This is a genomic window from Ruminococcus sp. FC2018, assembly GCF_000621805.1.
In the GTDB taxonomy this organism is placed as follows: domain Bacteria; phylum Bacillota; class Clostridia; order Oscillospirales; family Ruminococcaceae; genus Hominimerdicola.
This window is the reverse complement of record NZ_JHXH01000001.1, coordinates 38,058-53,876: the sequence shown is the minus strand read 5'-3', so window position 1 is coordinate 53,876 and position 15,819 is coordinate 38,058. Positions and strand designations below refer to the sequence as shown.

Below are 15,819 nucleotides of genomic sequence, written 5' to 3'. Positions count from 1 at the left end.
ACACTCCTTATCCTTAATACTGTTAACGCTTTTTCTTGTTGCGGTTTCTTGAACGGTTATTCTTACGCTTAGCATTCTGATTATTCGGTGTACCGCTCTTTGCGGAAGGCGCAGAGTTTTCCGTGCTCTCCTTTTTCTCGTTCACCTCGGAGATAATATCCTCCACCTTTATATTGCTGTCAGAAGGTATCTCATCGGACTTTTCACTTGCCTGAGCGATTATCTCCTGGATCTCCTTGTCCTTTTCAGCCTTTTCCTCTTTCATCTTTTGAGTGACCTCAGCCACAATGTCCTCAGCCCTTATATCCTCCGGGTCTTTGACCTGTGGTGTTTCGGTTTCAGCATTTTCTTCTGTCTCAGGTGCTTCTTCCTGCTGTGGTTCAGGCTCCTTGTCCGCCGATTGCTCCTGCTCCTGCGGCTCCGGTTGCTTTTCGTCCTTGCTTACATCGGCAGGCTCTTTCTCGCTTTCCTGCTCTTTATCGGCAGCCTTTTGCTCAGTTTCCTGCTTTTGCGGCTGTACAGGCTTTTTCTTCTTTTTCTTTTTCTTCGGCTTAGGCTCAGTTTCTTCCTGTACCTCCGTGGCAGGCTCACTCGGGGCTTCCTCAGGTGCCTGAGCATTATCAGTCGGCTTATCCGTTATCTCGTCCTTGATTACGGGGACTACGTCATCCTCGGCTGCTTCGGCAGGAGCCTTCGCTTTATCATCAAGCTGAGTTTCGGTGTTCTCCTGTGCCTTTTCGCTTTTCTGGGATACAGCTTCAGCGTTATCCTCACTTTGCTCGTCGCCGCTTTGTGCATCATCCTTAACAGCTTCGCCGTTTTCCTCAGCTATAAGCTTTGCCCTGGCGGCAAGCTTTTCTTCCAGAGCTTTCTTATCTGCCTTTTCAGCCTCATCAAGTGCTTCACGGAGCTTATGGCGTGCATCTGCACCGTACTTCTCCTCGAGCTCGGCTTTCATTGCTTCTGTATTTTCGCCCTTATCCTCAGCCTCGGATATTTTCGCTGCAAGCTCTTTCTTTTGCTTGTCAAAATTTTTCAGGTTTTCATAATAGGCTATCTGTGCCTTTGAAAGCTGGGTATCCTTAAAGAACACATAATCCTTGAATTTAGCGATACGCACTCTTACAACGATGAGAATTACAAGGCTGACAACCACGCAGACTGCGGCAAGAAGTTGGGAAACTCTCATTCCGCCGATGTACAGCGAGTCGGTCCTCAATCCTTCGATAAAGAATCTGCCCAGTCCGTACCATGCAGTATAGCAAAGAAATACCTCGCCGTCAAACTTTCTGTGTTTGAAATAAAAATGGAGCAGCAGGAATCCTGCAAGACACCAGAGAGACTCATACAAAAAGCATGGATGTATTGGGAGCGTCGGGTCAACGCTGCCGTCGGTTATATGTGTGCTGACATAGTTGGCTGTGGTCTTGCTGAGCATACCCCAGGGCAGTGTGGTATTTGTACCGAAGGCTTCCTGGTTAAAGAAATTGCCCCAGCGTCCAAGGCACTGTCCGATAAAAAAGCACGGTGCCACAACATCAAGCATTGCTGTCAGCCGCAGCTTTCTCACTCTGACAATAATTCCGCCCACGACTATTGCGCCGATAAGTCCGCCGTAGATCGCAAGTCCGCCCTCACGGAAGTCGAAGAATTTGCTCAGGGGTGTGGAATCGCTGAACACTATATAATACAGTCTTGCACCGATAATTGCACCGAAAAAGCCTCCGATAACTGCATCTGTTGCTCTGTCGGGGTCTATGCCCACCTTTTTCATCTTCCTGAAGCCGTAGATCATGGCAAGTATTATGCCCACCGCAATGGTAAGTCCGTACCAGTAGATCTCGAACTTGGTTCCGGGGACCTTGAAAGCCACCCTGTCAATGTCGATACCCGTTTTGAGCACATTGTCCCCGCTTCCGAAATTGGGGAAATACACCCTGTTGGGGTGATCGTTGAGCTTTTCCCATACTTCCCCGGTCTGTTCAGCCAGGGTCTGAATGAGCTGCATCATTTTACATACATCCTTTCTGCGGAAAGATTCCTTACTGTTTATTTTTAACTATGCTTATGGTGTTTTTCTCAACGTCAAACAGCTGCGGTATAGCCTGCTGACATTCCTCTGCCGTAAGAGAGGCTATCATATCAACATCCTCAAACAGCGTCACATCGTCACAGTCCATATGGTAATAAAGCATAGCATCTGCACAAGCTTTTACGTCGTTTATACTGCTTATCTTCTCGCCATATCTCACACGCTTGTCTATCTCAAAGCGTTTGGTATCGATCCCCTCTTTTTCAAGGCGTTTGATCTCCTGACAGATCCTTTGGTTTACCAGGTCGGGATCCTTGGATTCGCCCTCGATGATACAGCAGAAATATCTGTCTGCACTGGTATAAACGAAAGTAGAGGTGCCCGAGCTTATAAGCCCCTGCTCAAGAAGCTCGTTATACAGCGGTGAGGTCTGACCGAGTATCTGCTCCAGCAGCATTGCTGCGATAAACGAGCGCTTGACATACTCCTTGCCCGACAGAGGCTCAGACTTAAAGCCTATTGCAAAAACCGGGAGCCCTACGGCTGCATTGGTGCATATACGCTTTTGGCACACCTCATCCGGTTCGTCGGGAAAACGGCTTTCAAGGTGAACATCGCTGCTTGGCTTCAACATTTTGTCGCATATCTCAATGACCTTATCCTCGTCTATATTTCCTGCTATGGAGAGGGTCATATTATGCAGATTATAAAATGAGTTGTAGCATTTATAGAGCAGCTCGGGAGTTATCTGCTGTATGGACTCCACCGTTCCGGCAACGTCTATTCTTATGGGGTTATTCACATACAGTCCCCGCAAAAGCTCCTTAAAGCATTTTCTTGTCGGGGAGTCGTCACCCATTTTTATTTCCTGGGCAATTATCCCTCTTTCCTTTTCCACATTCTCCTCGGTAAAGTAAGGCGACTGTACAAAGCCCAGAAGTATCTCCAATGCCTTTTCATAATTATCTGTACAGCTGAAAACATAGGCGGTTATATCGGTGGAAGTAAAGGCGTTTGCGGCTGCTCCTGTCCTTGCATACTGTTCAAAGACATTGCTGTTGTCGTCGGACTCGAAAAGCTTATGCTCAAGGTAATGAGCGATGCCGTCGGGGACACGGATAAAATCCCCTGTATCGTCGGTCCGGAAGTAATTATTCATTGAACCGTATTTGGTGCCGAACAATGCCTCCACCGTGGAAAAACCGTCTTTTTTCCACATCATTATATCAAGCCCCGAGGGGTGGTGAACTATGGTATAGCTTTCGTCAAGCTCTTTGCTGGAAATTATCTCTTTATTCATCCCCCGTTACCTCCTCAGGCTCCATAACATAAAAGGTATCATATACAAATGACTTTGCACAGTCTATTACCTGCTGCCGGGTCACTCCCATGAATATATCACACACCTGCTCGGGAGAATAGGATGTGTTCCTTGTGTTCTGGGCGATATAATACTCTGCCATGCGATAGATAGAATCGTTGTTGGATTTAAAGCCTGTACACAGATATATTTTTGTATGTTCAAGCTCCTGACCGGTAAACTCTCCGTTCTTTACAGCTTCAAGCTGCATAAGGATAGCTTCCTCTGCCTTTTCAATATCCTTTTTTGCCACGCCGCTTGACACCATAAGTGTACCCTTGATATCCGAATACGCAGCCGAGCAGTAATAACACAGGGACATTTTCTCCCTTACGTTTGAAAACAGCTTTGAAAAGGGTGTTCCTCCAAGCAGAGCCGCAAATACCTTTGTAACATAGATATCCTCATAGTCGCTTTTAAACGCCATTATCATCTTGCTCTGGTTAACGTCCTGTGTCTGGCGCTCATATGCAGTATCCTGTTTTATTGGCGACAATGCCTTATAGTCCACAGCCACATAGCCGTTTCGTTCAAGCTCCGAGAAAGCCTGTGTTATAACAGGTTTTACCCTTTCAAAGTCTCTGCCGCACATAACTATCTCTATCTGTGATGTTTCCAGAAGCTGATAATATCTGTCTGTAAGCTGCTGCGAGGTTATGGTCCTTGCGTTTTCCACAGTTCCCAGCAGCGAGACACAGGCAGGCTCATCTTTATAGATTATCTCCTTTGCCTTGCGCATGGAGTAACCGAACTTGTCGTTAAGCTCTGCATTGATGTTGTCCTCAAGCTCCTTTTTGCGCATACTTACATATCTTTCGCTGAACACTCCGTCCTCGAGCAGTGGCTTGAAAATACAGTCCAGCAGCAGCTCAACCGCCCTTGTGGATATAACCTCGTGACCGATAGTATAATCATCGCATATATACTCAATACACAAGCCGTTCTCCTGGCAATCGCCTATGCGCCTTGACTTTGAGGACAAGGTCGCACCGTAAAGGTAGGCAAGCTCCCCTGTGAGCTCGGCAAGTGTTTTAAGTTTAGCATTTGACGATGCAAGAAGCTCCATGACCAGTGTGTTCATCGGGGCGTTGTGTGCATCTGTGGGGGTAACGAAGGAGACACTTATCAGGTTTGACTTGAACTTAGGGTCGGTGATCTCCGTAAGTGCTATCCCCTCTCCCACCTCGGTTCTTTTATATGAAATAGGCATTTCATTCCTCCTATTTTACAGATCTTTTCAATAACGGACATAAGTCGTGATTATATTTTACCACATTTGCCCGGGTATTTCCATAGCTTTGCGGATATTTTTTATTTGCGCTGCATAAAGGCAACATTTTCCTCTCCCAGAAGCCCGGAAAGCTTTTCAAGAAGCTGCTTATCCATGCGTACCGTGGGAGTATCCTTCAGCATTATCTTTTTGCGCACATCGGAAAAATACAGTATCAGCCTGCTGTCGTTTTCGCCGCCCTCAAATCCCTGTATTATCCTTTTTACCTCATCCTGCTTATCCTTATCCGCTAAGCTGAGACGAAGGCAAAGGTCACGGTGAAGACAGCTTTTCTCAAAGCTTTCTGCGCTTACTATTTTTTCGGCAAGTATTTTCGGATTTTCATCCTCCCTGCCTGATACTTTTCCGCTTACATGGACTATCATTCCCTTTTGCAGCAGAGCTGAGCTTGAAGCATAAAGCTCGGGGAAGACCACTATCTCAACACAAGAGAACCTGTCCTCCAGCTGCACAAAACACATCATATCCCCTTTTCGTGTTTTAAGCTCCTTTTTGGAGATCACCATTGCCACCAGCTTTACCTGCTGTCCCTCATCGGCACCCTCGGTCTGTTCGTGGTGAGAGATCATCTCAAGGGTAGTAACGCACTTGTCCGCCTTTGCAAAGGCAGCAAAGTCATCGCACGGGTGACCCGAGAGATACATTCCAAGTGCCTCATGCTCATATTCAAGCAGCTGTGCTCGGGAAAACTCCTCCAGCGGCGGTATTGTCATTTCAAAGCCGGAGGAGCCGTTTTGCTCGGTCATTCCGAAAAAGTCCAGCTGTCCTTCAAGATTTGTTTCACGGCTATGGGCTGCCTCGGACATCATATCACCACAGAAATCAAGCATCTCACGGCGGTTATTGGGGAAACAGTCAAATGCGCCGCTTTTTATCAGAGCCTCAACGGTTCGGGTGTTTATATCTCTGCCGCTTACACGGCTGCAAAAATCCCACAGAGATCTGAACTCGCCGTTTTTTTCACGTTCTGAGATAATGCCGGCTATTGCGTTTTCGCCCAGGCTTTTCACTGCAAGCAGTGCAAAACGTATGCCATCGGGCTGTGCCACAAAGCCTCTTTCGCTTTTGTTGATATCTATATTAAGCACTCTGACACCGTTTCTGCTCACGCTTGTAATATACCCAAAGAGCTTTTCGGTGGAATCAAGCAGAGCATTTGTCATAAGCGCAGCCATATACTCCTTGTAAAAATGACATTTAAGATATGCTGTCTGGTATGAGATCGTAGCATACGCCGCAGCATGGGATTTGTTAAATGCGTAGCTGGCAAAAGAGGTCATTTCGTCAAATATCTCGTTTGCGGTCTTTTCGTCAACGCCGTTTGCCACCGCACCAACACACTGACCTTCCTCGCCGTAGATAAACGCTTTTCTTTCAGCCTCCAGCACCGCAGCTTTTTTCTTTGCCATAGCTCTGCGGACAATATCCGCTCTGCCGTAGGAATAACCTGCAAGCACACGGAATATCTGCATTACCTGCTCCTGATAGACTATACAGCCGTAGGTCACATCAAGAATGTTCTTCAAAAGCGGGTGCTTATAGCTTACAAGCTCAGGGTCGTGGCGGTTGCGTATATATGTGGGTATGGAATCCATAGGACCGGGGCGGTAAAGGGAGATCACCGCAATCAGATCCTCTATCCCTGTGGGTCGAAGTTTTGTTATCGTGGCAGTCATGCCTGCGCTTTCAAACTGGAAAACGCCTTCTGTTCTGCCCTGGGAAAGCATTTCGTACACCGCCTTGTCATCAAGGGGGATATTGTTGATATCAAAATCAGGGATCTGCTTTCTGACCTGCCGGACACAATGGTTTATTATAGTAAGGTTGCGAAGCCCCAGAAAGTCTATCTTTAATAGTCCCAGGCGTTCCAGAATGGTCATAGTGTACTGTGTTGACACCTGACCGTCACGGGCATAGACGGGAACATAATAGTCCACAGGTTCTTTTGTTATGACAACGCCTGCTGCATGGGTAGAAACGTTCCTTGGCATACCCTCGACTTTAATGGCTGTGTCGATAAGCTCCTTTATCTTAGGGTCGCCGTTATACATTTTCGCAAGCTCGGGCACTCTTTTTACAGACTCCGAGAGCAAAAGTCCTCTTGGCACGGCTTTTGAAACCATATCCCCGGTCTGGTAGGAAAGTCCCATAACCCTTGCCACATCTCTCACCGCCTGCTTTGCCGCAAGGGTACCGAAGGTAGCTATCTGTGCAACGTGGTCCTCACCATACTTGCTTATAACATAGTCGATTACCCTTTGTCTGCCCTCCATGCAAAAGTCAACGTCAAAGTCGGGCATAGATACCCTTTCGGGGTTAAGAAATCTCTCAAACAGAAGATTGTATCTCAGCGGGTCGATGCCTGTAATACCTATACAGTAGGCGCACAGGCTGCCTGCTCCTGAGCCTCTGCCGCAGCCTACGGGTATGCCGTGGGTCTTGGCATAGTTTATAAAATCCCAGACTATGAGGTAGTAGTCGGTGTAGCCCATTTTTGTGATAACGTCAAGCTCATATTCCAGCCGCTCCCGAGCCTCCTGTGTGGGATTCTCGTAACGCTTTTCAAGCCCCTTGCGGCACATATCACGCAGGAATTTTTCGTTATCCTCCACTCCGTCGATATGGAAATAGGGCAGCTTGGTTTTTCCAAACTCAAATTCCACATTGCACATTTGTGCGATCTTAACGGTATTCTCTATTGCCTCGGGGTATTTTGCAAAAAGCTGCATCATTTCATCGCCGCTTTTGACATAAAACTCCTCTGTGGGAAACTCAAGCTTATTGGGGTCGTCAAGAGTGGTACCTGTGGAAATGCACACCAGCACCTTTTGCGCCTTGGCATCCTCTCTTTTAAGATAGTGACAGTCGTTGGTGGCAACAAGAGGGATCCCTGTTTCACGGGAAAGTCTTGCCAGAATTGGGATCAAACTTTTCTGGTCCTCTATGCCGTGATCCTGCAGCTCAAGGAAATAGTTTCCCTGACCAAAGATACCGTTATATCTCAAAGCAGTCTGCTTTGCGCCTTCAAAGTCACCATTCAGCAGCTTTCTTGGTATCTCCCCTGCCAGGCAGGCAGAAAGGCAGACAAGCCCCTTGCTGTATTTTTCGAGCAGCTGTTCATCAACTCTTGGCTTATTGTAAAAGCCCTCGGTATACGAAAGGGAAACAAGCTTTATAAGGTTGCGGTAGCCCTGCCGGTCTTTGCACAAAAGCACAAGATGGTAAGGCGAGGAATCTATCCGGTTCACCTTGTCAAAGCGTGTGCGTGGTGCAACATACATTTCGCAGCCTATGATCGGCTTTACGCCCTTTGCCTTGCAGGCGTTGTAAAACTCCACCGCAGCAAACATATTACCGTGGTCTGTGACCGCACAGCTTGTCTGCCCCAGCTGTCTGACTGTGTCAACAAGCTCTCCCAGACGGCAGGCACCGTCAAGGAGCGAATACTCGCTGTGCAGGTGCAAATGAACGAAATCAATCACCTTTTTGCCTTTTCCTTTCGTATATTTTCAGCTATCTCGGCTATTTTCTGCATACGGTGGTTCGCCCCTGAACGGGATATGGGGGGCTCCATGGCGGCTCCAAGCTCTTTCAGCGTAAAATCAATATTATCGTATCTTATCCTTGCAATATCCCTGAGGGTGTCCGGCAGGCTGTCAAGCCCCATGGTAGAGTCGATAAGCTCAATATCATTTATCTGTCTTTCCGCCGCACCCAAAGCCTTGTCGATATTTGCATTATCGCAGTTCATGGAACGGTTTATCTTGTTCTTAACGTCTTTCATCATCTTCACGTTCATTATCTCCAGCGATGCCATCTGAGCACCCATCATTGTGAGAATATCGATGATGTTTTCTGAGTCTTTTATATAAACTATCTGATAGTGTTTTCTTTCAACGTGTTTGGGGACAATGCCATAGTTGTCTATAAGCAGCAGCCCCAGAGAATTACAAAGCTCCAGACTTGGCATCACGAACTCCATATGGTACTTCTTTTCAGGGTTGTTCACGCTTCCGCAGGCAAGAAATATCCCCCCCACAACATACGGGTAATACTTTGCCTTTGGCAGGTCATCCCTGCTCATTCCACGGCTCTCGTCAAGCTGGAAATAGTCAAGGATAAAAAGCCTGTCCTGCGCTCTGGGTATGCAAAGGTCATACAGCACCGCAGAATGTTTGCGCTGTATCTCGTTTACCTCCACGCCGTCGTCGCATTCCAGTATCCTGTTCACGTTGAGCACAAAAAAGTCCCTGAGCAGCTTATTCTCTGTGAGCACCGTTATCTCCCCGTCGTTGAGAGAATTGGCGCACAAAAGCACACCCATAAGACAGGCATCTGCCTTGTCCCGTGAGTTAATGCGCTGTATTATCTCATTTTTCGCTCTGTATGAAAAGGAATGTTCTTCCAAGCTATCTCAATCCTATCGTTTATCTATATCTCTGTGCTGTATCCTTATTTTCAGGTTCTTATCACGCAGATGCTGTGCAAGTGCCTCTGCCAGGGTAACGCTCCTGTGCTTGCCGCCTGTACAGCCGAAAGCTATGACCAACTGCGCCTTGCCCTCTTTTTCATACAGAGGGATAAGAAAATCTATAAGATTACACAGCTTATCCAGCAGCCTTTTTGACTGCTCAAACTTCATAACATAGGTAAAAACCTCAGGGTTCAGACCCGTGAGATTTTTAAGCTCCGGGATATAGAATGGGTTAGGCAGGCACCTTACGTCAAACACCAGGTCCGCCTCGGGCATATGTCCGAATTTAAAACCGAAGGAGCGCACATCAATGTGCATATAATCGCTGTTTTCATCGAAAAAGCCCCTCATTCTCTCACGGAACTCCCCTGCGGAGGTATTGGTGGTATCTATGTAGTAATCCGCCATGGCTTTTATGGGCACAAGTATCTCACGCTCTGTTTGGATAGCCTTGCGGATATTACCAAAGGACACCTCGTCCAGAGGATGCTTTCTTCTGGTTTCCTTATATCTTGTTATTATCACATCGTCCGAGCAGTCAAGGAAAACTATTTTCAACCCCACGTCCTCTTCCTTCAAAAGTGTAAGGGTGTCCTTGAGCTTTAAAAACAGCTCTCCGCTTCGGATGTCGATAACAAAAGCCACCTTGTCTATCTTTCCGTCCGACTGGTTGCAGATGTCAACAAACTTTCCTATAAGCTCCGGTGGCATATTGTCTATACAGTAATATCCCATATCCTCAAGCACGTCGACACAGCTTGACTTTCCCGAACCGGACATACCTGTTATTATTACGAACTGCATTTTTTACCTCTTTTCTACCTTGTACGGAACGATCCTTACCTCACATTCAAGGAACTGACCAGTTTCTTTCTGTACAATTTTTTGTACTTGTTCTATAAGTGAAACAACATCGGATGACGTTGCATTATTTTCGTTTATCACAAATCCGCAGTGCTTATCCGACACCTTTGCCCCTCCCACGGTAAAGCCTCTCAGACCACAGTCCTGAATAAGCTTGCCGGCAAAAAATCCCTCGGGGCGTTTAAAGGTCGAGCCTGCATTAGGGTAGTCAAGGGGCTGTTTCTCCTTTCGCCTGCCCATAAGCTCGTTCATTTTGTTCTCTATATCGTTCTTGTCACCCTTTTCAAGCTCGAACACAGCCTCACAAACCACATCTCCGCTTTGCATAAGCGCACTGTGCCTGTACGAAAGCTCAAGCTGTGAAGCCTCCAGCTCCTTTATCTCACCTTCCGCAGTGACCACAGTGCAGCTTTTCAGCACGTCCTTTATCTCTCCTCCGTAGGCTCCTGCGTTCATAAAAACGCCGCCTCCCACCGTGCCGGGTATACCGTAGGCAAACTCCAGACCAGTAAGTGAATTGTCAAGGGCAAATCTGCACAGCTTCATAAGACTGCACCCTGCCTGCACTCTGACAGTACGCTCTCCCACAAGCTCAAGCTCATCAAACCCTGTCCCTATATGAAATATCACCCCGTCAAAGCCCTTGTCGTCAAAAAGCACATTTGACCCCTTGCCAAGGACGAAATAACGCAGCGACTGCTGCCTTGCAATGTCAATAAGATTTTTTAGGCTCTGTGCGGAATTTATATTTATCATAGCCGTACAGCAGCCGCCTATCTTAAAGGTGGTGTGTGCACTCAGCGGTTCGTTTAGCGCAACGTCACATCCGCACTCCTTTGCGGTGTTCAGCAAAGCATTCACATTGTTGGAATTGTCCATTTTTTTGGACTCCCCTTTCTCAAAGTATACCTGACTCCGGGTGATGACGGCATATGTATTCTTTAAGTCTGTCAAGGTCTGCATTGACCACAAGCTCCTGAGGGAAACCGACCTCGCTGACTATTTCCAGGGCGTTTGGCACAACGCCGATAAGCTCGCAGAAATGACCGTCCGAATCCAGCACCACAGGCACTTCATATTTCCTGCACAGCCTAAGCACCTCATAGGTATTCTTCCTTGAGCCTTTCTTATAAAGAATGGAGCTTTCGTTTATCTCCACCAGCTTGTCATACTCTTTAAATGCCTTTATGCATTTTTCAAAATCTATTGGGAAAAAGTCTGTGGTACAATGCCCGATAACGTCGACTTTCGGGTCTTTTGCAACATTAAGATAAGCCCTTGTATGGTTTCCCTGCGTCGTCGGTTTATACACCTGCCTGTGCATGGACGCCACCACCCACTCCAGGCTGTCCAGAGTTTGTCTTGGCATATCAAGCTCGCCCTCATCGTTTATTATATTCGCCTCAACGCCTTTCAATACCGTAACGCCGCATATTGTCCGGGGTAGTATCTTCATATTTACAAAGTGCCACAAATGCGGTGAATCCGGCATATCCCCATAGTGATCCGTCATGGCAACTATTTTTATGCCCTTTTCCGCTGCGCAGCGGCAGTTCTCGGTTATGGTGGAATATGCATGAGTCGATGCAATGGTGTGGGTGTGCATATCACCGATTATGTTCAAAGACTTCATCTCCATTTGTACAATAAAACGTACACTAAAAAATTAATTACAAAATATCGGGCTGTTAGAAATTATCCCAGCTCTTTACCTTGTCCTTCTTGTCCATTTGCAGACCAAGGTTTTCAAGCAGCTCGGCAGCAGCATTATAACCCATTTTCTTCTGTCTGTTGTTCATAGCTGCGACCTCGAGAATTACCGCAAGGTTACGCCCGGGCTTGATAGGAATTGTAAGACTGGGCACCTTGACCCCAAGGATAGACGTGTACTCGTTGTCAACGCCCATTCTGTCGTAGATCTTTGTGCTGTCCCATGGCTCAAGCTCAACAATTAGGTCAATTTTCTCGCTGACCTTGATGGCACCCATACCAAACAGCCTTCTGGTGTTGATTATGCCTATACCACGAAGCTCCAGAAAGTGCCTTATATTATCGGGAGATGTTCCCACCAGAGTCTTGCTGGAGGTTTTTCTTATCTCCACCGCATCGTCAGCCACCAGTCTGTGACCACGCTTTACAAGCTCAATGGCAGTTTCGCTCTTACCGACGCCGCTTTCGCCCACGATAAGCAGTCCCTCACCGTAAACCTCGATAAGCACGCCGTGACGGGTTATTCTCGGGGCAAGCTCAACGTTCAGATATCCTATAAGTGCGGCGATGAACGCAGTTGTGCTGGCAGGCGTCCTTGCGATGGGGACCTGATAATTTTTTGCTATCTCCATCATCTCGGGATAAAGCTCGTGACCTCTTGCCACAACGAAAAGTGGTATCTTAGTGGCAAAAAGCGCATCAATGCGCTGGTATCTTGTGTGCTCGTCAAGGGATGCAAGGTAGGCAAATTCCATATTTCCGCAGATCTGCACACGTTCTGCGTTGAAATACTCGTAAAATCCCATAAGCTGCAAGCCCGGTCTGTTGCAGTCGTTCTCCGTAACAGTAATATCGTCCAGATTTTCGGGGGAATAAAGCATTTCGCAGTTGAGCTGGTCAACAATATCCTTTACCTTTACGCTGAATAATTCTGCCATAGTTTTCATTCCTTTCGGTATTTTAAAATCTTAAAAGTCCTTTTTTACACATCTCATTTGCGGCAACAAGGATCCCCATTCTGCCGCTTGGGTAGGTTATCCCACCTTGCAGCCATGCGGCAAAAGGCTCTCTTATAGGTGCGTCTGCTGAAAGCTCTATTGAAGCTCCCATGGTGAACGCTCCGGCAGCCATTATCACCTTGCTTTCATATCCCGGCATATCCCACGCTTCGGGAGTTACAAAGCTGTCAACAGGTGAGCCTTTCTGTATGCCTTTGCAGAAAGCTGTAAGATTTTCCTCGTTTTCAAGGAGTATAGATGCGATAATATCTGTTCTTGTTTCGCTGCTTTCGGGAAGAGTCTTAAAGCCAAGCTTTTCAAACAGCCGGCAGGCAAAAACCGAAGTCTTTACTGCACTTGCCACCGTCTGCGGCGACATGAAAAATCCAAGCAGCATTTCCCTGTTCTGGGAAAGGGTGCAGCCCACCTCTTTGCCCATACCCACGCAGGTAAGCCTGTCGGCGCATTTTTCCACAAGGTCTGCCCTTCCGCAGATATACCCGCCTGTACTTGCGATACCGCCGCCGGGGTTTTTGATAAGCGAGCCGATAATAAGATCCGCACCCACCGAAAGGGGTTCCTGCTTTTCAACGAACTCGCCGTAGCAGTTATCGACCATAACGATTATATCGGGATTGGCTTGTTTCGCCGTTTCAGCGATCTTTCCGATCACTTCAACGCTCAGCGAGGGTCTCAGTGAGTATCCCCTTGAACGCTGGATATATGCCACTTTTGCAGTTTTTGCCTTTTGAGCGATACTTTCAAAGTCGGGAGTTTTTTCATCTACAAGGTCCACCTGCTCGTACTTAACGCCAAAGTCCATAAGCGAGCCGGAACCCTTTTCGCCTGTAAGACCTATCACGCCTTCAAGAGTGTCGTACGGTCTGCCAACACATGAAAGCAGCGTATCCCCCATTCGCAGAACGCCGAACAGCGCTGTTGAAAGTGCGTGAGTGCCATTGACAAAGGTGTGGCGAACGATAGCGTCCTCACCGCCGAAAGCCTGGGCAAAGACCTTATCAAGGGTATCTCTGCCACAGTCGCCGTAGCCGTAGCCTGTTGTACCTTTGAGGCAACTTTCGCTCACACGATTGTCGATAAAGGCTTTGAGCACCTTTTCGCCGTTATACTGCGCGATTTTGTCCGTCTGCACAAACATCTGCGTGCACTCTTTTTCAGCCTCCTGTGCAAGGGTGAGGATACGTTCATCTATTCCAAACAAGTTTTCAGTCATTCTCTATTAAGTCCTTTCGGGATTTTGTAAATCAGCAGGCATTGTCAGCCTGAGATTAAAAATCCGTATCTTTTCTCTCTAAAACTATATCAAGTCCGCATTTTTTAAAGCCTATCTCCTCGTAGTAGCTGACCCTGTGCGGACGGGCAAACAGCCTTACATCAAAACCGTCTGCTGTCAGCTTTTCTCCTATCCAGTAAAGCAGCTTTCTTGCGTGGTGCTTGCCTCTTTCCTCGGGCAGCGTTCCCACATGACCGATAAGTGCCACCCTGTCGATTATGTACTGCACTGTGGCAGTGGAGCAGCTGTCAAGGATAAAGCTCTGTGCAAGCCCTCTGCGCACCCTGTGAGAAGTATCTGTGAGCCACAGTCCGTGGTTATTCTTTATTGCGGGAAAGCACTGTGCGAGGATAGCATAGACATCGTCAAGGCGAGGAAGCTCCTGCACGTTAAGTTCGGGCAGCTCACCCTGCGCAGAAAACGCAAACTCCGTGCGCTTATCGCCGATATATTCAATGCTGCACATTCTTTCAAGGTCCTGGGAATATTCCACGGGAAACTCCACCGAAAGAGGCTTGTTTATCACCGCAAAGGAAGCTATCTCCGAAAGTATATCACGGCTGAATGCTGTGCCATCAAAGCCGCTGACTATCATTGACGAATTGAACATACATATTATCCCGCAGTGCTTATCGTAATCGTCCACGGCAAAAAAACGGCAGAACTCATACTTTGTGGAATAAGCAAGAAAATGGGATTTTATCCGCCTTGTATAGTTGTTTGAAGACAGCTTTTCCAGCGTCTTCAGGTCAAGCTGTGTAAGCTGGTAAATCATCTGTTGTAAGTCCTGTCCAAAATTAGTTTTGTAAGCCTGTAAGCATCCTGCATATCACTGAGCTTTATCACGCAACTTGGAGAATGGAGATATCTGCACGGCAGAGATATTGCCGTGGTTCTCACTCCGCACCGTGAAACGTGTATGGCACCTGCGTCATTTCCCCCTGCGATCATAGTTTTGGTCTGGCAGGGTATATGGTTCTCCTTTGCCGTTTCAAAGGCAAGGTCAAACATCTCTTTATCATAAATGGTGTGCCTGTCCATAAAGCTTACCACCGGTCCATCGCCCACGCAGCACACCTTTTTATCAGCCTGCGCAGAGGGTATATCCGCAGCCGTGGTGGCTTCAAGCACAAAGGCATAGTCTGCATCCACAGTATAGCTTGCAGCGGTCGCTCCCCTCAGACCCACCTCTTCCTGCACAACAAAGGTGAAGTATGTGTCATACTCGGGGGTGTCCTGTATAAGCTTTATCATAATTGCGCAGCCTGCCCTGTCGTCGATAGCCTTGCATTTCACAAAGCCGTCTCCGAAGGTAAGAAACCGGGAGTCAAAGCACACGCTGTCTCCAAGGCTCACAAGCTTTTGCGCCTGTTCTCTGCTCTCACAGCCGATATCCACCGTAAGCTTGTCAAAGCCGGGCGTCTTTCCCTTTTCTTCTTTGCTGAGATTGTGTACCGCCGTGGAAGCGATAACGCCCGTCACCTTGTTTTTGCCCACCCTGACTCTCTTTGCGTACACCACCGCAGGGTCAACTCCGCCTACGCACTCAACTTTAAGAGTTCCGTCGCTGTTTATATAGGTGACTATCATTCCCACCTCGTCCATGTGAGCGGAAACAAGCACCTTGTTCTTCGGTGTCTTTTTACCCTTACAGAAAGCGATCACATTTCCCAGCGGGTCAACTGTTATCTGAGAATGATCCTTTATCTGTGAGATAATAAAATCTCTCACCGCACCCTCATCGCCCGAAATGCCGTCAAGCAGGCAAAGCTTTTCAAGAAGTTCCTTCATAGCCC

12 protein-coding genes are annotated in these 15,819 nt (G+C 47.5%); all 12 read right to left on the bottom strand.

The window, feature by feature from the left end:
* Positions 1–22 precede the first annotated feature (22 nt).
* Positions 23–2,011, bottom strand: coding sequence for a prolipoprotein diacylglyceryl transferase (gene lgt, locus T494_RS13560; RefSeq protein WP_081777167.1), 1,989 nt, complete (start codon positions 2,009–2,011; stop codon positions 23–25).
* A gap of 31 nt (positions 2,012–2,042) precedes the next feature.
* Complete coding sequence (locus T494_RS0100240; RefSeq protein WP_028504572.1) at positions 2,043–3,332, bottom strand: pitrilysin family protein; 1,290 nt, start codon at positions 3,330–3,332, stop codon at positions 2,043–2,045.
* The gene (locus T494_RS0100235; protein ID WP_028504571.1) at positions 3,325–4,602 is read right to left on the bottom strand and encodes an insulinase family protein; all 1,278 of its coding nucleotides are present in this window, start codon (positions 4,600–4,602) and stop codon (positions 3,325–3,327) included. Before T494_RS0100235 ends, T494_RS0100240 begins: the two co-directional genes overlap by 8 nt.
* Positions 4,603–4,703: 101 nt before the next feature.
* Entirely contained in the window at positions 4,704–8,165 is a 3,462-nt protein-coding gene (locus tag T494_RS0100230) for a DNA polymerase III subunit alpha (protein ID WP_028504570.1), read from the bottom strand.
* Entirely contained in the window at positions 8,162–9,091 is a 930-nt protein-coding gene (gene whiA / locus T494_RS0100225) for a DNA-binding protein WhiA (protein ID WP_028504569.1), read from the bottom strand. Before whiA ends, T494_RS0100230 begins: the two co-directional genes overlap by 4 nt.
* Before the next feature lie 12 nt (positions 9,092–9,103).
* Positions 9,104–9,961 carry an RNase adapter RapZ gene (gene rapZ / locus T494_RS0100220; RefSeq protein ID WP_028504568.1) on the bottom strand — a complete coding sequence of 286 codons (858 nt, stop codon included), beginning with the start codon at positions 9,959–9,961 and terminating at the stop codon, positions 9,104–9,106.
* Between the two features lie 3 nt (positions 9,962–9,964).
* Positions 9,965–10,984 carry a UDP-N-acetylmuramate dehydrogenase gene (gene murB, locus T494_RS0100215; protein ID WP_242836347.1) on the bottom strand — a complete coding sequence of 340 codons (1,020 nt, stop codon included), beginning with the start codon at positions 10,982–10,984 and terminating at the stop codon, positions 9,965–9,967.
* Positions 10,920–11,645, bottom strand: coding sequence for a phosphatase (locus T494_RS0100210; RefSeq protein WP_028504566.1), 726 nt, complete (start codon positions 11,643–11,645; stop codon positions 10,920–10,922). The genes murB and T494_RS0100210 overlap by 65 nt, the downstream gene beginning before the upstream one ends.
* Positions 11,646–11,709: 64 nt before the next feature.
* The gene (hprK, locus tag T494_RS0100205) at positions 11,710–12,669 is read right to left on the bottom strand and encodes an HPr(Ser) kinase/phosphatase (protein ID WP_028504565.1); all 960 of its coding nucleotides are present in this window, start codon (positions 12,667–12,669) and stop codon (positions 11,710–11,712) included.
* Between the two features lie 22 nt (positions 12,670–12,691).
* Positions 12,692–13,963, bottom strand: a complete 1,272-nt coding sequence (locus tag T494_RS0100200) for a methionine gamma-lyase family protein (RefSeq protein ID WP_028504564.1) — start codon at positions 13,961–13,963, stop codon at positions 12,692–12,694.
* 55 nt (positions 13,964–14,018) lie between these two features.
* Positions 14,019–14,798 carry an N-acetyltransferase gene (locus tag T494_RS0100195; protein ID WP_028504563.1) on the bottom strand — a complete coding sequence of 260 codons (780 nt, stop codon included), beginning with the start codon at positions 14,796–14,798 and terminating at the stop codon, positions 14,019–14,021.
* A complete protein-coding gene (locus T494_RS0100190; protein WP_028504562.1) occupies positions 14,795–15,814 on the bottom strand; it encodes a M42 family peptidase in 1,020 nt (339 codons plus the stop codon). Before T494_RS0100190 ends, T494_RS0100195 begins: the two co-directional genes overlap by 4 nt.
* Positions 15,815–15,819: the final 5 nt, after the last annotated feature.

Excerpts from the sequence above, each read along its gene's own strand:
- lgt (WP_081777167.1), bottom strand. The coding sequence starts at position 2,011 with ATGATGCAGCTCATTCAGACCCTGGCTGAACAGACCGGGGAAGTATGG.
- T494_RS0100240 (WP_028504572.1), bottom strand. The coding sequence starts at position 3,332 with ATGAATAAAGAGATAATTTCCAGCAAAGAGCTTGACGAAAGCTATACC.
- T494_RS0100235 (WP_028504571.1), bottom strand. The coding sequence starts at position 4,602 with ATGCCTATTTCATATAAAAGAACCGAGGTGGGAGAGGGGATAGCACTT.
- rapZ (WP_028504568.1), bottom strand. The coding sequence starts at position 9,961 with ATGCAGTTCGTAATAATAACAGGTATGTCCGGTTCGGGAAAGTCAAGC.
- murB (WP_242836347.1), bottom strand. The coding sequence starts at position 10,984 with ATGCAGACCTTGACAGACTTAAAGAATACATATGCCGTCATCACCCGG.
- hprK (WP_028504565.1), bottom strand. The coding sequence starts at position 12,669 with ATGGCAGAATTATTCAGCGTAAAGGTAAAGGATATTGTTGACCAGCTC.
- T494_RS0100200 (WP_028504564.1), bottom strand. The coding sequence starts at position 13,963 with ATGACTGAAAACTTGTTTGGAATAGATGAACGTATCCTCACCCTTGCA.
- T494_RS0100195 (WP_028504563.1), bottom strand. The coding sequence starts at position 14,798 with ATGATTTACCAGCTTACACAGCTTGACCTGAAGACGCTGGAAAAGCTG.
- T494_RS0100190 (WP_028504562.1), bottom strand. The coding sequence starts at position 15,814 with ATGAAGGAACTTCTTGAAAAGCTTTGCCTGCTTGACGGCATTTCGGGC.